Origin of the sequence: Rhizobium sp. BK591 (genome assembly GCF_014195045.1) — a bacterium.
In the GTDB taxonomy this organism is placed as follows: domain Bacteria; phylum Pseudomonadota; class Alphaproteobacteria; order Rhizobiales; family Rhizobiaceae; genus Rhizobium; species Rhizobium anhuiense.
On record NZ_JACIAZ010000003.1, the window covers coordinates 585,028 to 601,496 of the forward strand.

General features: G+C 57.1%; 21 protein-coding genes and 3 pseudogenes. 14 read left to right on the plus strand and 10 right to left on the minus strand.

What is annotated here, in order from left to right:
* Window positions 1–26: 26 nt before the first annotated feature.
* Window positions 27–596, plus strand: coding sequence for a hypothetical protein (locus FHX10_RS15970; RefSeq protein WP_312862859.1), 570 nt, complete (start codon window positions 27–29; stop codon window positions 594–596).
* Between the two features lie 82 nt (window positions 597–678).
* Here the strand turns inward: FHX10_RS15970 and FHX10_RS15975 are convergent, their stop codons facing one another.
* Window positions 679–900: a hypothetical protein gene (locus tag FHX10_RS15975; protein WP_184389646.1), complete on the minus strand. Its 222-nt coding sequence runs from the start codon at window positions 898–900 to the stop codon at window positions 679–681.
* A 13-nt stretch (window positions 901–913) separates the two neighbouring features.
* Here FHX10_RS15975 and FHX10_RS15980 point away from each other — a divergent pair, with 13 nt between their 5' ends.
* Genes FHX10_RS15980 through FHX10_RS15990 form a run of 3 tightly spaced genes read left to right on the plus strand, consistent with a single transcriptional unit; the run spans window position 914 to window position 5,893 of the window.
* Window positions 914–1,339 carry a DUF6950 family protein gene (locus tag FHX10_RS15980; protein ID WP_184389648.1) on the plus strand — a complete coding sequence of 142 codons (426 nt, stop codon included), beginning with the start codon at window positions 914–916 and terminating at the stop codon, window positions 1,337–1,339.
* Between the two features lie 4 nt (window positions 1,340–1,343).
* Window positions 1,344–3,392, plus strand: a complete 2,049-nt coding sequence (locus FHX10_RS15985; RefSeq protein WP_184389650.1) for a hypothetical protein — start codon at window positions 1,344–1,346, stop codon at window positions 3,390–3,392.
* A gap of 14 nt (window positions 3,393–3,406) precedes the next feature.
* On the plus strand, window positions 3,407–5,893 hold the full coding sequence (locus FHX10_RS15990; RefSeq protein WP_184389651.1) for a hypothetical protein: 2,487 nt from the start codon (window positions 3,407–3,409) through the stop codon (window positions 5,891–5,893).
* A 31-nt stretch (window positions 5,894–5,924) separates the two neighbouring features.
* Here the strand turns inward: FHX10_RS15990 and FHX10_RS15995 are convergent, their stop codons facing one another.
* The gene (locus FHX10_RS15995) at window positions 5,925–6,476 is read right to left on the minus strand and encodes a hypothetical protein (RefSeq protein WP_184389653.1); all 552 of its coding nucleotides are present in this window, start codon (window positions 6,474–6,476) and stop codon (window positions 5,925–5,927) included.
* A 322-nt stretch (window positions 6,477–6,798) separates the two neighbouring features.
* On the opposite strand from FHX10_RS15995, the gene FHX10_RS16000 reads away from it, so the two are divergent.
* The 9 genes from FHX10_RS16000 to FHX10_RS16040 all read left to right on the plus strand — a co-directional run bounded on the left by FHX10_RS16000 (window position 6,799) and on the right by FHX10_RS16040 (window position 12,782).
* Entirely contained in the window at window positions 6,799–7,053 is a 255-nt protein-coding gene (locus FHX10_RS16000) for a hypothetical protein (protein WP_184389657.1), read from the plus strand.
* Window positions 7,037–7,522 (plus strand): lysozyme, encoded by a 486-nt coding sequence (locus FHX10_RS16005; protein WP_184389659.1) that lies wholly within the window; start codon window positions 7,037–7,039, stop codon window positions 7,520–7,522. Before FHX10_RS16000 ends, FHX10_RS16005 begins: the two co-directional genes overlap by 17 nt.
* Window positions 7,519–7,938, plus strand: coding sequence for a hypothetical protein (locus tag FHX10_RS16010; RefSeq protein ID WP_184389661.1), 420 nt, complete (start codon window positions 7,519–7,521; stop codon window positions 7,936–7,938). The genes FHX10_RS16005 and FHX10_RS16010 overlap by 4 nt, the downstream gene beginning before the upstream one ends.
* A gap of 219 nt (window positions 7,939–8,157) precedes the next feature.
* Window positions 8,158–8,493 (plus strand): hypothetical protein, encoded by a 336-nt coding sequence (locus FHX10_RS16015; protein ID WP_184389664.1) that lies wholly within the window; start codon window positions 8,158–8,160, stop codon window positions 8,491–8,493.
* Window positions 8,490–8,825 (plus strand): hypothetical protein, encoded by a 336-nt coding sequence (locus FHX10_RS16020; RefSeq protein WP_184389666.1) that lies wholly within the window; start codon window positions 8,490–8,492, stop codon window positions 8,823–8,825. Before FHX10_RS16015 ends, FHX10_RS16020 begins: the two co-directional genes overlap by 4 nt.
* Window positions 8,826–8,868: 43 nt before the next feature.
* A complete protein-coding gene (locus FHX10_RS16025) occupies window positions 8,869–9,132 on the plus strand; it encodes a hypothetical protein (protein WP_184389668.1) in 264 nt (87 codons plus the stop codon).
* 154 nt (window positions 9,133–9,286) lie between these two features.
* Window positions 9,287–11,674: an FAD-dependent oxidoreductase gene (locus tag FHX10_RS16030; protein WP_245426798.1), complete on the plus strand. Its 2,388-nt coding sequence runs from the start codon at window positions 9,287–9,289 to the stop codon at window positions 11,672–11,674.
* A gap of 146 nt (window positions 11,675–11,820) precedes the next feature.
* A complete protein-coding gene (locus FHX10_RS16035) occupies window positions 11,821–12,396 on the plus strand; it encodes a hypothetical protein (RefSeq protein ID WP_184389670.1) in 576 nt (191 codons plus the stop codon).
* Entirely contained in the window at window positions 12,393–12,782 is a 390-nt protein-coding gene (locus tag FHX10_RS16040) for a type II toxin-antitoxin system death-on-curing family toxin (RefSeq protein ID WP_184389673.1), read from the plus strand. The genes FHX10_RS16035 and FHX10_RS16040 overlap by 4 nt, the downstream gene beginning before the upstream one ends.
* Window positions 12,783–12,824: 42 nt before the next feature.
* On the opposite strand, the gene FHX10_RS16045 is transcribed toward FHX10_RS16040, so the two are convergent.
* Both FHX10_RS16045 and FHX10_RS35135 read right to left on the minus strand, forming a co-directional pair.
* Window positions 12,825–13,199, minus strand: coding sequence for a thermonuclease family protein (locus tag FHX10_RS16045; RefSeq protein ID WP_184389674.1), 375 nt, complete (start codon window positions 13,197–13,199; stop codon window positions 12,825–12,827).
* Window positions 13,196–13,420: pseudogene (locus FHX10_RS35135) on the minus strand (hypothetical protein). The gene FHX10_RS16045 and the pseudogene FHX10_RS35135 overlap by 4 nt, the downstream one beginning before the upstream one ends.
* 36 nt (window positions 13,421–13,456) lie before the next feature.
* On the opposite strand from FHX10_RS35135, the pseudogene FHX10_RS16050 reads away from it, so the two are divergent.
* Window positions 13,457–13,654: pseudogene (locus FHX10_RS16050) on the plus strand (ATP-dependent DNA ligase); the annotation flags it as partial.
* A 314-nt stretch (window positions 13,655–13,968) separates the two neighbouring features.
* Here FHX10_RS16050 and FHX10_RS35145 read toward each other — a convergent pair.
* The 6 genes and pseudogenes from FHX10_RS35145 to FHX10_RS16075 all read right to left on the minus strand — a co-directional run.
* Window positions 13,969–14,046, minus strand: a pseudogene (locus FHX10_RS35145) (CopG family transcriptional regulator); the annotation flags it as partial.
* 647 nt (window positions 14,047–14,693) lie between these two features.
* On the minus strand, window positions 14,694–14,888 hold the full coding sequence (locus FHX10_RS16055; RefSeq protein ID WP_184389679.1) for a hypothetical protein: 195 nt from the start codon (window positions 14,886–14,888) through the stop codon (window positions 14,694–14,696).
* A gap of 347 nt (window positions 14,889–15,235) precedes the next feature.
* On the minus strand, window positions 15,236–15,472 hold the full coding sequence (locus tag FHX10_RS16060; RefSeq protein ID WP_184389681.1) for an AlpA family transcriptional regulator: 237 nt from the start codon (window positions 15,470–15,472) through the stop codon (window positions 15,236–15,238).
* The gene (locus FHX10_RS16065; protein WP_184389683.1) at window positions 15,469–15,771 is read right to left on the minus strand and encodes a hypothetical protein; all 303 of its coding nucleotides are present in this window, start codon (window positions 15,769–15,771) and stop codon (window positions 15,469–15,471) included. The genes FHX10_RS16060 and FHX10_RS16065 overlap by 4 nt, the downstream gene beginning before the upstream one ends.
* Window positions 15,768–16,079: a hypothetical protein gene (locus FHX10_RS16070; protein ID WP_184389686.1), complete on the minus strand. Its 312-nt coding sequence runs from the start codon at window positions 16,077–16,079 to the stop codon at window positions 15,768–15,770. The genes FHX10_RS16065 and FHX10_RS16070 overlap by 4 nt, the downstream gene beginning before the upstream one ends.
* Complete coding sequence (locus FHX10_RS16075) at window positions 16,076–16,378, minus strand: helix-turn-helix domain-containing protein (RefSeq protein WP_184389688.1); 303 nt, start codon at window positions 16,376–16,378, stop codon at window positions 16,076–16,078. Before FHX10_RS16075 ends, FHX10_RS16070 begins: the two co-directional genes overlap by 4 nt.
* Between the last annotated feature and the right edge of the window lie 91 nt (window positions 16,379–16,469).

Sequence of the window (16,469 nt, forward strand, 5' to 3'; positions counted from 1 at the left end):
GGTTGCAATATTGATTGGAGCCACGCGTGGCAAGTCTTCGTATTTTGTGCCAGGTGGAGCTTCCATCTGGCAGTCTTCGTTTTTGGGATGGCTCAGGCGGCCCGTTCGCCGATGCTGATGGCGAAATCTATCGCGCTTGCGTTCTAACTGAGGATGCTTTGGCGCAGATCGAAGCGGCAATCAACGCCGAGGCGTTCACGCTGTCTCTGGTGCTTTCCGGCATCGACGAGGCGGCAAGCAACGCCATTTGGGAAGACTACCAGGACGGCAATATTGTCGGCTCGATTTTCCGAGTCCTGTTGCAGAAGTGCGACGATTACGAGCAGCCAACCGGCTCGTCTATCGTCAAGTTCACGGGCACTATTTCCAATCTGAATTTCGTCGATCAGGCCAGCGACAAGGGCATCAGCTCGTCCATTCAGGTTGACGTCGCCAACCGCTTCACGCTGCGTTCCGTAACCAATGGCGCCGTGCTGTCGGATGTCGATCAGCGCGCTCGAGCGAAGATTTTGAACCCATCCGCGGCTGATGACAGATTTTGCGAACGCATCCCCGGCCTGAAAGATCGAACGATCAGATGGCCGCAGTGGGGGTAGGAGAACACATGAACGACAAAAAAGAAAAGTTGGTCTCGATCGTACTCAGTGTCAGATTTGACGCGGCCGGGGATCCAGAAATCTACGCTTCATCCGTTTCTCCACGAAGCACTCGGATTGTCTTCGAGAACGTCCCAACCGGCAGGTCGTAGGTTGCTTCAACCTCGGCGAGGAACGACTCGGCGTCGCCTATTTTCTCGGGGTAGGCCTTGGCCCATTCGGCGCAAAAACTCATCAAGGCCGTTTGGTAGCCGGTGATGATGTTCGTGACCTGAGTTAAGTCAATATTGATATTGGTTTCCATGGTCCCATCCCCAATGGCGGCACACCAGCGTAAGTCGATTCCGACTTCCGCACAACTCGCCGCGTTCATCCAAGACCACAACACCCGCGCCTGGCGGCCCTGCCAAGTCGATTGCTGCATGTTCCTAGCGTCTTGGGCGATGTGGCTAGGCCATCCCGATCCGGCCGCGCATCTTCGCGGGACATACACCGACGACGACGGATTCCGCTCCATCATTGCCCAGGCGGGCGGCGTCGAGCCTGTAGTTCAGCCTTGTGCCGATACCATAGGCGGAAGGCGCATCGAGCGGCCGCGACTTGGCGCGATAGGCGTCATCGGATCACCAACGAACATTCAAAGGCAGTGGGGCGCCATCTTCGACGGCAACCGCTGGCTCGTGCGCTTCCGCGACAATGTCGCGCCAATGACGGCGCGCGCCCTGGCAATCTGGGAAATCTAGTTTCATGCCTCAAACTCTTGCGCTGCTGCCGCTGATCGTTTCATCGGCGGCCACGACGGTTGCTGCGGCAAACGCTCTCTACCTCGGCACTGCTGCGCTGCTCTATGGCGGTCTATCTGTCGGGCTTGGGCTTGTTTCAAAGGCACTCATGCCGAAACCATCGGTTCCAAAACCAGAGGACGGCACATACAATCTCAAACAGTCAGTTCCGTCGCTGCCAATCATTCTCGGCCGCGTAAAGAAAGCTGGCGACTACGTCTTTCTAGAGGAAACAAACGGCGTTGCGTACCACATCATCGTTCACGCCGGGCACAGGATACAAGGTTACGTCAAGCACTACCTGCACGACGAAGAGATCACAATCGACGGCACGGGCACGGTCACTTCGCCAGCGCACTTCTTCGACGACGGCAATGATTATGTAAATATCACCTCGCGTTTGGGTCTGCCAGCTGAGACAGCCTACGCCGACGTCGTTTCGTTCTTCTCGTCTATATGGACGAACAACCATCGAGGCGACGGCCTGGCATCGATCAAGATGCGCTGCGCCACGGCACCTTCGAAGGACTATCTCAAGATCTATCCCAACCAGATGCCGGAACATTCGGCGGTGATAGATGGAATGCGGCTATACGACCCGCGTACCGGGACAACTGTATTCACGAACAACCTCGCGGTCATGCGCTTGTGGCACCTCACCAGCCCATACGGCGGCAAGTTGTCGCTTAGCGATATGTATCTGCCAGACTGGATCAATGCGGCGAACGTCTGCGCTCAGAACGTCACCAATCGTAGTGGCGGTACGGAGAATCGATACGACGGCGGCATGTGGTTTAGGGCCAACAGCGATCCAGTCGAGGTCGGCAAGACGCTCGATCAGGCCGCTGAACTCGTCGTTTATGAGCGCGCAGATGGGCTGATTGGTGTTCACGCCGGCGAATATGTCGAGCCGACGATTACACTGACCAGAAACGAGATCGTTTCCTTCAGCCTAAACGCCAATGTCGATCCGGCTACCACAGTCCTTGCGGTTCGCGGACGCTTCACAGACCCGAGCGATCTATACAACACCAATGACGCCGCCATCTATGGAAACCCATATGTCGGCGAGGACACCGAGCGGACTTTGACTGTCGAGAATGTGGCGGTGCAGTCGCACAACCATATTCAACGCCTTCAGAAGCTTGCGTATATCAGGCGCAATGGCGCGCGAGTCAGCATCACGGCTCATTACGACCCAGACAATGACGTTTCATATCATCGGTTTATTCGCGTTCAGTATGCGCCAAAGCTCTCCGATGCGGTGATCGAAATCACGTCAAAGGTCACGATATCTCTAAGGGATATGACCGTGACTTTTAGCGGAATCGTCGTTCCAAGTAATCTGTACGCCTTCAACGCCGCCACGGAAGAGGGCGCGCCAGGGTCGTCGATCGTAATCATTCCTCCATCCAATGCTCCGGTGCCTGTCAACTTCGACGTTGTCATCCAGACGGAAGTTGTTTCTGGCGGTTCGTCTGCTGCTTACGCTCTGGCCACCTGGGATTTCGCTTCTGCATCCCTGACCTACGAGCTTGAGTGGGAGAAGATTACGGGGTCTACCGGGCCGCAATCCGTAATTTCCAACGCCGGCGAGACGCAGGTTCGCTCAAGCTACCTTGCCGACGGCACACAATACAAATTCCGTCTGCGCAGTTGGTCTGGTGGCGCGAGCTCTGACTGGACAGCCTATGAAAACAGAACGGCAACGGCCGACTCAACGCCGCCTGGCGTCGTTACCGGCGTATCCGCAACTGGCGGTGCAGGGCAGGCAACGTTCAACTGGACGGCGCCGAACAGTGCGAACTACGCAGCGGCTCGAATCTACATGAACACAGTGAACAGCTTCTCCGGATCGACGCTTGTTGCGACCGAATACGGCGCACCCAACGCCGCGGACAGCCGCATTGTGACCGGCCTATCTGCCGGTACGAAATATGGTTTCATCGAAGCGATAAACGCGTCCGGAACGCCAGCGACCCCGCAAGCAACCGGCTCATTCACCGTCACCTGATAATTGGAGTGCACATGCCTGCACCTTTGGCTGCGGTCGTCTTTGACGACTACAATACTTCCGGCGTGCCGGCTTCTGGCAACAAGAAAGTCAAAAAGACCGAAGCGCGAGCTTGGGGCCTGTGGCTTGAATCGTTTATCACTGCCATCGGCGCAAACAGTGGCTCTGTATTCACAACGCGGGCCGCCCTGTTTGCAGACTTGGCGCACGTCGCCAACTCGATGGCTTGGGTTATAGGCGACACGACCGTCGCCTATAACGGCATCTACCGCAAGAGCGGCGCCTCTGGCACTGGTTCTTGGACTCGCGTCGGCGACCTTCCGTACAGCTTCATCACCGCGATCGATGCTGGCGCCGGCACACCAAACGCCATTCAGGCGACTAGCACGCTTCCAATTTCGAGCTCTGCACTCGTCCTCATGAACATCTTTGAGGACAACACGGCCTCGCCGGTAACGGTGGCATTCAACGGTGGATCAACACTCACCGTCAAGAGCAACAGCGGTAACAACATTTCCGCTGGCGGCCTCGCGGCCGGCATGCAGGTGCTCGGCATTGTCGCAGGATCCGAATTCAGGCTGGTCAGCGATCAGGTCTCGGCCGCAATCATTGCCGATGCTGAGGCGGCAGCCGCAACCGCGGTAGCCTCTGCTGCGACGGCAACATCTGCGGCAGCAACGGCGGTAGCCGCAGCCACATCGCTCACAAACATTCCGGTGACGTTCAAGGCGTTCGCCGACCTCACCGCCGACACGACTTTGAGCTATGGCGGTGCGCTTCCAGTCACTGCTGGCTCGACGGTCGTGACGGTGTCGTCCAAGGGCTGGAGCTATATCGTCGCCGCATCAGGCGCGAGTGACTATCACATCATCACCGCCGGCGGTGTGAAACTTTATGCGCTTCCGTTCAACGGATATGTGCACATCGAGCAGTTCATTCAGGCCGGCTACGTCAATAGCACAACAAACATCCTCACCGCATTCACCGCGGCACTGGCTACCGCCCATCGCGTCAAGGGCGATCCAGAGCACATCTATGGTGTCAACGGCAAGATCACCCTCCTTGCCGGATCCTGGCTTGAAGATATTGCGGCCAAGCAGCTTACGCCGCACGCCACCACCAGCGTCGTAACGATCGGCGCAACATCTGTCAGCAATGTAACGCTGAAGCGGGTGAAGGTCGATCGCAATGGTGACGGTACGGGCGGCTCGCTCAACAATGCCGCAGGTATCTCGATCAACGGTGGATCTGGCCATTACTTAGAAGATTGCGAAGTCTTTGGTTCCGACGCCGGCACTGGTATCGTCCTCACGAGCGCCGCCGATTTTCAGGTTGTTAGACCCCATGTCCACGACATTCTGTACGTCTCGGCTTCGCTGCCTGCGGACGACCAGGCGCAAGGCTTGTGGCTCAGCGCCTGTTCTGACTTCTCGGTCCTAGAACCGAAGATCCATCATATCGGCGGCATTGTCGGTGGCTCTTATCGGCGCGCCTTCGGCCGCATGTTGCCGGTTGGTCTCGGCTGCTCCCACTTCCGTATCATCGGCGGTGAGATGTACGATGGCGATGTCGGTATCGACCTCACCGGATCGGCTGGCAATTTCAACTTCGTCCTCATGGGCGTTACTGTCCGCGATGTTGAAACATGGGGCATCAAGCTAGCAAACTACAACCGATATGGCACGGTCATGGGCTGCAACGTCCATCGAGCCGGCTCGGCTGGCTTTGTTGGATCTGGCCCAACAGTCGATGTTGACGCCGGCAGCCCCGTACCCGCAAGCCTTCCGCAGCACGTGACTTTCATCGGCTGCGGCGCATGGGATACCGGCAACGGCAATACTGGCCGCGGCACTTCTCAGCCGGCAGGATTCCTCATTATCCCTGGCGCTGCGCCGTCCTATCAGGACTACCCGCGCGGCTATCGGATGATAGGATGCACGGCGTACGACAACCAGACCGTCAAGACGCAGTATCACGGTTTCCGTTGCGAGACGAACTTTGGCGGCCAGCCGATGAACGAGGTGATAAACTGCAAGTCTGGAGGCTATGCCGCCGGAGGCCAGCACGTCGCACTGTTCCCGTATCCGGCTTGCCGTGTCTATAACAGCGCGGCTATCTCGATCCCGAATAACTCGTCGACGATCGTTTCCTTCAACGCCGAAGATTTCGACGGCGCATCGATGCATAGCCTCGTGTCGAACACTGAAGCCGTTCTTGTCCAAGAAGCAGGCTGGTACCGTGTTGAAGGCCAGGCGACATTTGCGCAGAACGGCACCGGGTTGCGCAGTGCTATCGTCAGTTTCGGCGGGGTCAATCTGCCGCGCATCGCTGATAGCCAAGGCGGAAGCTCCGCCAATGACACGACGGTTCGCGTTAGCGGGGTTGTCTATGTCAGTGACATTAGCGGACCATTCAGGCTCAGCCTGTTCCAGAATTCGGGCGGCGCCCTGAATGCGAGCAATGTGCAACTGACGGTGACGAGGGCGATGCCAAACAATTGACGAAAAGGAGGGGCGGGCTTCGGCCTGCCCCTTACCGCTTCGGAGATGGGATCGACGAACTTGATTTTAATCGGGACTTGGATGTCGGTCTCTGTGCCGGAAAGGGCCCGATTGCTGGCAAATGAATTTCCGAAATAACGGGAACGTTGTAATTGTTTATGGTGACGTTACCTGAGCTGGAAACCTTGGCGACGTACACCGCAGCCGCGGCAGAGATGACAGCAGCAGCAATCATCGCGACCGATTCCTGCTTGAGGCCACGGAAAATACGAGAGAATTTCGGGGAAATTTTCTCCGCTTCAAGTGACGCTTGGGCCGTCGAAATCTCGTTTCTCTGAAGCCGGATTGCCACGTCTTGAAGCGCCCGCAAGGCATCCGGGCTCACAGCTGCATCAATTAGAATGTCAAGTCGATCCTTCGTCGCCTGGTAAAAACCAGGCAGAACTTCTGATCGCGCGCCGCATGTTGGGCAATCTGTTTCGCATCCCACCATAGAAAAATAAGCATCATCTTCTAAGGCGAAGCCCCTGGCTTGGAATATGCCATGTTTGACGCAAAAGGCCGGCGGGTAATGTGCAACCATGTCTCGTCCCCAAAAGCCAACGCCATCAACAATCTATATCAGAGGAGATGCTGCATGCCGAATCTATGTTACTCGATGCGACTGACGATCAATCAAAAAATCGCTTTGTTCTCCACAGGGTTTATTGCGGGGATAGCGTGGATGATGATCTGGGTGTTGGTGCTCTAACCACCGTGCTCTCGCATCGATGTCGTAAGGATGTTCCTCTCCGCCCAGCATCAGCCCTTTCGCCCGCGGGCCATGGCCTACGTTCGTGGATTTTAGTCGATAAAGCCAATGCCGTTGCTTAGGCGGGCCTAACTCTCAAAAACCGGAGCCAACAATGCTTCGCACGCTTTTCTCAGGCGCGCGTGACGCTGTCGCGCGCGTGCTCATTCCCGATGCCGGCTTCACGTGGAAGCGCGCATGGTCGCTCCGGCTGATCGAGCTCGCCGCCCTATCCGACCTCATCCTCAACTTTGTGCCAGTCATCTCAGATTACCTGCCGCGGTGGCTGACGCTCGCGCTGCTTGGCGGCGCGTATGTCGCCCGCCTGCTTATTCAGAACAAGGAGCCCGCCAATGGCGACAAGGCTTAGAAAGACCGGCGGCGGCCTCGCCGCTATAACGCTTGCAGGCGCGATGGCCATCCAAACGGTTGGCGGTTTCGAAGGGCTGAAGCTCTACGCCTACCGCGATGTCGTTGGCATCTGGACCGCCTGCTACGGGGAAACGCAGGGCATCAAGCCTGGGATGAAATTCTCAAAGGCTGACTGCGACAACATGCTGATCGACAGCCTGGTCGAGCACGAAGCTGGCATGCGTGCTTGCCTCAAGGCGCCAGACGCGCTGCCCATCCAGACTTATGTTGCTGGCGTATCGCTGACCTACAATATCGGCACGGGCGGCTTCTGCGGCTCGACTGTCGTGCGGAAGCTGAATGCCGGCGACATCCGCGGCGCATGTGACGCCTTCCTCATGTGGGACAAGGCGAAGGGTCGCAAGATCGCAGGCCTTACCAAACGCCGTGAGGCGGAAAGGGCGCTCTGCCTAAAAGGGGTCGCATGATCGGGTGGTTCGCAAAACTCCTAGGCATCAATAAATGGATCGTCAGCGCCATCACGGCGCTTGCCTTGGTCGGCGCCATTGGCCTTGGCGCATGGTGGATCCACGGCACCATCTATGACAGCGGCTATCAGGCGGCCAGCGCGGTTAAGAATGCCGAAATCGCCGAACTCAAAGAAGACTTCGCCAAACAGCGCGCCGCTGCCGTCGAGGCCCGCAACGCGGAAGTGGAGCGCCAAGCCGCCGCAAACAACGCCGCCAAGACGCGCGAGGCGGCCCGCATCGCTGAAATGCAGGCCCAAACCGAAATCCTTCAATCCCAAATCGAGGAGCTGCAGCGTGAAGCCAGCGAAGATCCTGATGCTGGCCGCACTGCTCTCGGTGCTTCCAGCGTGCAGCGCGTTAACAAGGTCCGGTAGACTAGTCGTCGCTCCGCCTCATCCAGTTCTGGTGAGGCCAGACAGCGCCTTGACGGCGAAATGCCTTGGTCCGGTCGACCTTGGCGACAAGCCGCTGACGCAGGCCGCGCTGGAGAAACTCTGGATCACGGATCGCCAGCGGCTGCTGACATGCATTCGTCGCCACTTGGCGCTAGTTGGATTCTACGCCGACCGCGACGCTGGCCTTGAGGGTATACAATGACGATGCCAGCAATGACCATAAAGCTTCGCTGTGATGCGACGTCATTTAGCGCGCTCCTATCGGATCTTGATGCCTCGCTTAAATCTATTCCGGAGATCCGCGAGGCTCTTATCCGCTTCCTCGATTCCGGCGAGGAGCTTTTCCGCATCGACCGTGACGTCCTTCCCGCATCCATCGCAGGTGAACTGCTTGTTCGCCTCCATCCAAGCGATGCTCTTCGCCGTTTTGTGACCGCATCCCGGGCAGGGGATGCTGATCTCTGCATCTTTAAACATGCAACTCCTCCGGTTGGTGATTCCAATGCCACCACAACTGAAGCGGAAGTGCAATGACGCCAGAAGAGATCATGAAGGCCATTCTATTCTTCCTGTCCGTCGCTGGCGCTGGCTGGGGCATCTGGTGGAAGATTGATGGCCGCGTCAAGGAAAGCGAAAAAGCCAGCGAAAAACGCATCAAATCGGCGGAAGACAAGGCCGACAAGGCGACCGCTGATCTGGCCGCACATAAATTGCATGCTGCCGAGACCTTCGCCACGAAAGCCGGCATGCAGGAGCAGACCGCTCAATTGCTTAGAGCCATCGAAGGCGTTGGCAACCGCATCGATGGCTTGCATGAGCGCCTAGATCGCGCATTTGAGCGCACCACCAGCCGCACTACGCGCTGACCTCTCCGCTTCGCGGACCCACCAAAAATTTCTGGAAATCATCATGGCAACCGAACTTCTCGCGGTGGGCTCCACCGCGGCCAATTCCGCTGATCTCGTCATCGCCTCCGGGTCAACTGTAACCGTCGGGATCAAGGGCGCCGCGACTGCGCAAGCCCGGGTCCGCATCACACTCAAGGACGATGCGGGTGGCTATACCGACGTGGGCGAACTCACGCCATTCCGTCCGGCGATCGCGATCACCGCGCCAGGCACCTATCGCTTTACACGCGTTGCTGGCGAAACGTGCGGGGTCTTCAGTGCTTAATAGCAGCACGTTTCTAACTTCACCACTATCGCCGATCGGTAAGTATAGCGTTTCGGGCCGCCTCCCTGGAGGCGCCGGCGCCTCTCTGCCTGACTTCACCTTCCAGGCAGAGACTGACGCTCTAAACGTCTCAAAGACCGCCGCCGGCATCCCCATGTCCCGGCGACAGAAGCTAACGTTCGACCGGCTGATCACCCGCATCAAAGGTGCTGGCGTGAGCATGACGAACGCCAAGGCTCTTTACTCTCCCGACACCCCGACCGAGATCAACAGCCGCGTCAACAAATTCCACCCAGGAACGAACGATCTGACGCTGACTGGCGCCGGCACGCCGACTTACACCGCGAACGACAGATGGAGTGGTTGGTCGTCGACCACGAAATACAACACGGGCATCGGCCTGCAGTCTTTCGCGCAAGGTCAGTTCACGATCTTCTACTACAGCCGAACCGCGACGGGGGCGGCCGGTGGCGACTTCGGGGCGCAGACGGCCGGTGGCGACGGCATCGGGGCAAACACGAGGGACGCATCCAACAAGTTCAACGCGCGTCTGCAGGCCACGAACTATGCGTCGGTGGCGACGAACATAACGCCCGGCCAGGGCATGTACAGCATCAGGCCCGGCAGTCTCGACACCCTCGGGATTACCCGGGAGGTGCCAAGCGTAACTTACGTCGCGCCGGCCACCAACCCGACCATTCACCTTGGTGGCATCAACGGAGGCGCGGTATCGGCGCACGATTGCGGCCTGTTCGCCATCTTCGACGTCAGATTGACCGACGCGCAGTGCATGGAGATCAGCGCCGCGCTTCTGGATTACTATCTGAAAATCCGCTTCGGCATGGTCGATTACTACGAGGCCGGCAAGGCCCCGACGACGGTAGACTTCGATGCCCTCGTTTACGGCGCCGGTCCGGCGTCGATCGCGACTGCGAGGGGGCTTAAGGAGGAGGGTAAGACAGTCGGCATCCTTCTCGATGCGCTGGCGAAAACCGATTGGGATATCGGCGGGATGCCAGGGAATGGGCTGGCTTATATCGACAGCTATGCGTTCACTGCCTGCAAAGGTTTCTACCGTGACCTCACGTCGTGGGTGAACAGCACGATCATCAATCGGGTCGACACGAACACGCAAACGGGCAACTCGGTTGAATGCTGGCAATTCGTTTCCGGCGTCCGTCGCTGCCTCGACCCGACGCGGACGAACGGAACGCTTCTGCTGGGGCTGGATATCCCGGTTTACTTCTCGACCGGCATTGCATCCATCACGGCGGTCGGGACCAAGGACACTGCGGTCATTACGAACGACGGCAGGACATTCACTGCTAAGCAGTTCATCGCGGGCGACTACGATGGCGAGTATATCCATATGTCTCCCGGCATTCCGACGATTACGGGCGGCGAAGCGGCCGGCGCAGGCTCGGAAGCGAACAACGGTTACAAGGGATCGAGCGCCCTCAGCAAGCCTTACGGCTCGGATATCGATCCCTACGTCGTGGCCGGCAATCCGGCCTCCGGCCTTCTGCCCGATATCCAAGGCACCATGCCCTTGCCCGGCCTGACGGTCGACGCCCCCGATCCGTCGATCCAGAGCATGAATTACCGTCTGGCGATGACGAACGATCCGGCGCGCAAGGTGCCAGTCACTGCGATTGACCCGCATCGCAATTACAACGCGCTTCGCTATGAGACAGCCGCTCGAGCGTATGTCCTCAATCCCAGCGTCACGATCGGCAACCCGGCGAACACACAAACTATTCTGCAGTTCGCTGTCGGGGGCACGACTGACAAGATGGACGTCAATAACGGCTCCGGCGGGCTATCCACCGACCTTCCAGGAAGCGGCTATCGCTATGCGACCGCCGCGAACCAGAACGCGCGCCAAGCAGTCATCGATGACCTTCGTGATTATCAACTCGGCTGGTTCTGGTGGCATGCGAATTCCGGCGATAGCCGCATTCCATCGACGCTGGTAACGCAGTTCCAGGCATTTGGCCTCGACGCGCACAACTTCCTGGACCCCGGTCCCGGTGGCCTTCTCTTCTGGCCGAACCGCCCGTATCAGCGCGATCCCATCTGGAGGCTCAAGAACACCGGCTACGTCTCCACGGCGCAGGACTATTGCAAGACGGACGGCTCGGCTCTGCGTTCCGACAAGACGGTGGCGGTCACCTCCTACGACTGCGACAAGCATCCGCCGTGGAAAGTCGCTTCCGGCGGCCTGCTCTACACGCAGGGCAGTGTTCCCGGTGGCCTGGTTGCCGGCGCCGACAAGATCGCGCCCATTCCACTTGAAGAGATCGTCCCTGACGCCGCGGTCAAGACGAACGTCATCGTTCCATGGGCCTCTTCGTGCACGATCCTCTGCTGGTATATGGCGCGCTTGGAGCTGACCGGTGCCCTGAAGGGTACGGCGGCCGCCTATATCGCGTCCATGGCGATCGACGGAAACATCAACGTACAAGATGTTGATTATCCGACCCTGCGCGCAAAGATCCTTGCGAGCTACGTCAATCACCCGATCTTGCCGCAAGTGGCATAGCCGCCCATCCAGCCGCCTCTCCTTAGTCGGGGAGGCGGCTTTTTGTTTTTCACCAAGGATGCCGAAGTGAAGAAGCTCTGCGCCCACATGCGGGCGACGATTGAACATGAGCTTGCGATGCCGTATCTATTGATGAAAAGGTACTGATGGCGATGTCTGTAGCACTCTTGAAAGAGCGAGTGAAAAGGTTAGAGGACTTCCCCAACCCGGATTGGCCGTCGCTAGATGCTGATCCAGCCGAGGTGGCAGCTTCTTACGCACGCGGTTTTGCAAAGTTTCTTTTCAAGCTTCGAACCGCTGATGCACTCGATCGAGCGGCCCTTGCTCGCACGGTTGACAGTGCGATTGAAGGGAACAACAGAGATGCATTGATTGAATTGAGATTAGCTTGCCTGGATTACGGCACGGCCTCCTACAAAAATATCCTGCGCGCGCGCCAAGTCATCCAGCAAATGCAACAGGTTATCGGGCATCGTGCCGCTCGCATAGGCGACCCGGGGAAGCGGAGATATTTTCGTGCACAGAGCGCCCAGTCCGTAAAGACGCACGAGCAGATGATCGCGCTCGACGAGGCCTTTATCTCGTATCTTCAGAATGAGATTCAGCCGAAAATCGATAACAAAATCCGAGAGCAGGCGAGGTCGATTGCCAACGATAAATCAGCCATCCGCGAAGACTTGAAAAGGCGGTATCCCAAGGTCACGGCTTATTTGGCTAGATGATCACGCCAATCTGGGTAGACGTCGATGACGTGATTACTATCAATGCCGATCAAGTATCTATGACTGGTGAGACGCATTTTCTGCGAGATATCGGCGCCCTGGAGAGCGCCGTGATGTCGCCGCGCAACCATTGGCATTACGAGAGCCAAGGTCTCTTGGGAGCGTTTGGCAACCTGCTCTTTGCGATCGCGAAGGCGCACGCCTTCGAACAAGGCAATAAAAGAACAGCGTTCTATGCTGCTGCAGAATTCCTAGAAAGAAACGGCGCCACCCTAATCATGCCCGATGATGAGTTTTGGGCAAGCAAGATTGAAGACGTCGTTTTAGGCAGTTGGCAACTGGAAGATTTCGTCCGTGTTATTAGGATCTTTATTATTCTGCCATGAAGGCCCATCGCGACGCCGTCTCTGCGCAACTGTCTGGACTGATCAATCACACCAATCGTTCCGCCGCTTCGGGCTCCAGGTGCGCGCGAAGCCCTCCCGAAGCAGCTTCTTCCCGATCTCTTCACCGTTCGTTCGGTAGATGTTGATGAGCGGCCGGTGTGTGGGTGTCTTGTCCACCGCGCCGCTGAAGACCACCTTCAGGCCGCGCTCGGCCAGCAGCTCTTTCAGCCTGCTTTTGGCGATCAGCGCCAGCTTCCGTTCCTTGATGCATTTCGCGTGCGATCCAATCTCCGGCGTATCGATGCCCGAGACGAACGGAACACCTTCCCCCAGCAGTCGCATATTTTGCCCGTCGCATTTCACCGTGTCGCCGTCGACGACGGTCAAAGAGGCGCATATAATCAGTCCAGCTATCATTGAATGGTATTCCCAAGCTCGGCTGCTTCGAGCTTCCGCCTGAGTGCCTGTTCCTGCTCGTTTGACTTATGCGGGAAGTGCTCGAAGCACCACCAGCGCGTCGGCACTGTTGGGGATGGGCTATTGCCTCAGCCTACCCATTCCGCGCAACCTGCCTGTTCGCAATAATGGACATACATTTCCGGCGCCTTCGTCAGGGCCGGCCTGTCGGTATCGCTCATCTGATCAAATCAAACTTGGGTTGCTAAAGGCTCAACAGGCGGCAGATGGACAAGCTGATCATCGGCAAGCCCGCTGTCGATACCGGGAGAAAGCGGAATGCCGTCTTCATCGGTCCCAAGCTAATTGCCGAGATCGAATACAGGGCCTGGACGGACGACGGCAAGCTCCGTCACGCGTCCTACAAGGGGCTTCGGGACGCGGCTGATGAGGCGGTGGTTTATGAGTTGGAATAATCTGTCAACGGCTATCGTCCGCAACCGATGCAAGGCTTGATAACTCCTGTCAGAGTCAAAATTATGAAAATCGATATAAAGGAGGTCACCACCAGCACAAAAGGCATGGCGATAAAGAACTTTGCTTTCGGCTTCGCCAAAAAGCGTTCATCTTGCGATTGGGAAAAATAGAGGTTAGGCCCGAAATCTTTGCTGAAATCGAACCCGTTACTGCGGTAGAAAATGATGGATCTGATGTACCAATACCAGCTGTACGCGCAAAAGCCCCCCACGAGGCATAGCCCGATCCACAATTGAATTCTATCATCACTCAATCACGCTTCCCCATCAACATCGCCGTCTTCATCTAAGGTATGCACCGGCAGGTAGGTGTTCTTCTCCATCCACTCTCGAAATCAATGTTGCACTTTTATTTTCGTAATTATGCTGAATATAGTCGCCGCCCTAATTTGTGATCGGCTTTCCATGGACGAGCAACGGGAGTTTCTCCATGGAGAGTACGTGTCCTAAAGCTGCAATCAGCCGCCATCGCGACTTCCAATGTAGTCGCCCCACTTGTCAAACGCGTGGTACGTTGCTTCCTCGGCTTTTGCTTGCCGAAAATACCTACAGCTAATCTCATACTCAGAAGAATACTCTGTCCAGGATTCGCACCGGATCACTCGACCTTCGGAACTTTTATAGCCCTTATATTTCTGATTAAGGAATGCTTCGAAATACGGAATGCTCGGTTTGAAGCTAATGCCAGAAACTATCCACACCAACGCCCAAAGTGCGAGAACTCCCCCAATGGCGCATCCGACAAAGGACAGTCCTCGAAATAAGATTTTCAAGGCTAGACCCCGAATCCAGTTGGCGATGCCCAACTCGTAGCACGCCAGACGGCAGCTTTCTAGGTTTTGTACTCAAGCTCAGACTTCCGGAATGAGGTCGATAGAGCGCACCGAAGACGTCTTTCTGCAGCCAATACGAATCGACGAGATGGGGTGATGACGCCCCCGGGACCGCCAAAACGCATCTTGGTAATTAGCCGCCGTCACTAGTCATCGGATTCCATCTCGGCAATCTCGTCGGTCAGGGCAACTGCGTGCTCGCTGAGAACCTCAGCAACATTGTCGAGAAGCTGAGCCAATTCGGGGTCGCTCTCGAAAAGTTGCTCCTGCTTCGCTTTCAACTTCCCGATATAGAAATTGTGGATATGCAGTGAACCGGTCATCTGCGCGAGGCTTGGCATGGGGATGCTCCGGGAATAGTGGGTGCGGCCCGCTCAATAGTTGATTGGCAATTCACCAATCTGTTGACGACTGAAACGCCTGGCACGTTGCATGTTGCGCAACTAGGTGAGTTGTAGCACTGTTGTCTTGGCTGTCGGCGAGACCAGCATTCGCGCTGATCTCGCCCCGAGGAGCCACCTAGCGCGGGAGAATACGGTTTGCCTGCAAGCTTATGCCGTATTCCCCGTTGCCAGGAGCTTGAGTGAGACAGCATCACAGCCCAAAATCAAGCGGCAGCGATCGCCCGTCCAAGTGAAATCCCCGTTTTCCCCCAAATGCCCACAGAAAACCGAACCCGTGCCGAAATTTACCGGTCTGGGTGCTCTCGCATCCACTTATCGTACGGATCTTCCTGATCCGCCGGCGTCAGTCCGCTGATCTCGTCAAGCTTGGCGTCGATAGCCCGCCTGTCCCATTTGCGTGTGCCAGAGATGCATGGCGGCATCTTGTAGGTTGCCACCCACAGCGAGAACGTCGATTCGGCGATGCCGCAGTAAGCCGCGGCGTCTTTGCGACCGATGAGGCGAGGGGTATTGTCGGTCATTCGCCCTTGCCCTTGTTCCTCGCCAAGCGGGTCTTTCGAAGCGCGGTCATGTTCCTTTTCTGCTGGAAGTCTGCAGTTTTGTTCTCCCGATGCTGGCGCTTGTCGGCCTTGGTTTCTTCCTTGAGCAGCAGCGGAATGTCATCGACAGAGACCAACATCGACCTTCCGATCTTCTTGGCTATGCCGAGGCGCCTGGCCTTTTCCCAAACCGAGCGCCCGGTAACATGAATCCCGCTGGATGCTGAAATTCGTTCAGCGATTTGTTGGGGTGTACGGAGATTGTCGAGGAGATCGATCATGGCTCGGGATCACCCCATTTGGTTTTGATCCTCTTGCCGCTGTCCCTCTTCCACGTGCCGAGCCGCTCTTCGCCATCTGGCGCGACAGCTTGAAGGCCGGCCGTGATTCCGAAGTACCCGTCGTAAAAGCGCATCACCAAAGGCACCGGCCTGCCATCATGCAGTGGATCGATGCGCGGGAAACCTTTCCGCTCAAGTTGCGGGATGACAGCTTTGATCCACATGGATGCGCGCTCTTTGCCAACAACGGCGATGGCGAGTTCTTTATCCGTCGCGAAAAGAGGGAGCTTAGGGAAGAGGTCTGTCACGTGCGCACCGCCCGCGTGGACGCTGGACGCTTTTTTCTAGTCAGCTTTTGGAGCTTTTCGAACAGGTTATGGTCAGAGATGTATGGCTTCACCGCCGGCGGCTTGGGCTGCCTGGCTGGTTCCCGCATCACCTCCCAGAGCGCCAACAGATCTTGTTCTGAGAACAAGTAGTCGCGACCGACGCGTGAGCATAGGCCGTGCGCTTTGCCGAGCTTGATCACGCCACGATTGGTCAGCCTGAGACGTTCGGCGGCTTCGTCAGCCGTGTAGATGGTGTCGAGTGGAATGGTTGGCCTCAAGAGCACACCTCCAAGAAAAGAACAAACATCTGCCGCCGGCACGAATGCCGATAGCTGGTTTATCCTCTTCAAGTGGTGATTAGGCGGGATG

Excerpts from the sequence above, each read along its gene's own strand:
- FHX10_RS15975 (WP_184389646.1), bottom strand. The coding sequence starts at position 900 with ATGGAAACCAATATCAATATTGACTTAACTCAGGTCACGAACATCATC.
- FHX10_RS15980 (WP_184389648.1), top strand. The coding sequence starts at position 914 with ATGGCGGCACACCAGCGTAAGTCGATTCCGACTTCCGCACAACTCGCC.
- FHX10_RS15985 (WP_184389650.1), top strand. The coding sequence starts at position 1,344 with ATGCCTCAAACTCTTGCGCTGCTGCCGCTGATCGTTTCATCGGCGGCC.
- FHX10_RS15990 (WP_184389651.1), top strand. The coding sequence starts at position 3,407 with ATGCCTGCACCTTTGGCTGCGGTCGTCTTTGACGACTACAATACTTCC.
- FHX10_RS15995 (WP_184389653.1), bottom strand. The coding sequence starts at position 6,476 with ATGGTTGCACATTACCCGCCGGCCTTTTGCGTCAAACATGGCATATTC.
- FHX10_RS16000 (WP_184389657.1), top strand. The coding sequence starts at position 6,799 with ATGCTTCGCACGCTTTTCTCAGGCGCGCGTGACGCTGTCGCGCGCGTG.
- FHX10_RS16005 (WP_184389659.1), top strand. The coding sequence starts at position 7,037 with ATGGCGACAAGGCTTAGAAAGACCGGCGGCGGCCTCGCCGCTATAACG.
- FHX10_RS16010 (WP_184389661.1), top strand. The coding sequence starts at position 7,519 with ATGATCGGGTGGTTCGCAAAACTCCTAGGCATCAATAAATGGATCGTC.
- FHX10_RS16015 (WP_184389664.1), top strand. The coding sequence starts at position 8,158 with ATGACGATGCCAGCAATGACCATAAAGCTTCGCTGTGATGCGACGTCA.
- FHX10_RS16020 (WP_184389666.1), top strand. The coding sequence starts at position 8,490 with ATGACGCCAGAAGAGATCATGAAGGCCATTCTATTCTTCCTGTCCGTC.
- FHX10_RS16025 (WP_184389668.1), top strand. The coding sequence starts at position 8,869 with ATGGCAACCGAACTTCTCGCGGTGGGCTCCACCGCGGCCAATTCCGCT.
- FHX10_RS16030 (WP_245426798.1), top strand. The coding sequence starts at position 9,287 with ATGTCCCGGCGACAGAAGCTAACGTTCGACCGGCTGATCACCCGCATC.
- FHX10_RS16035 (WP_184389670.1), top strand. The coding sequence starts at position 11,821 with ATGGCGATGTCTGTAGCACTCTTGAAAGAGCGAGTGAAAAGGTTAGAG.
- FHX10_RS16040 (WP_184389673.1), top strand. The coding sequence starts at position 12,393 with ATGATCACGCCAATCTGGGTAGACGTCGATGACGTGATTACTATCAAT.
- FHX10_RS16045 (WP_184389674.1), bottom strand. The coding sequence starts at position 13,199 with ATGATAGCTGGACTGATTATATGCGCCTCTTTGACCGTCGTCGACGGC.
- FHX10_RS16055 (WP_184389679.1), bottom strand. The coding sequence starts at position 14,888 with ATGCCAAGCCTCGCGCAGATGACCGGTTCACTGCATATCCACAATTTC.
- FHX10_RS16060 (WP_184389681.1), bottom strand. The coding sequence starts at position 15,472 with ATGACCGACAATACCCCTCGCCTCATCGGTCGCAAAGACGCCGCGGCT.
- FHX10_RS16065 (WP_184389683.1), bottom strand. The coding sequence starts at position 15,771 with ATGATCGATCTCCTCGACAATCTCCGTACACCCCAACAAATCGCTGAA.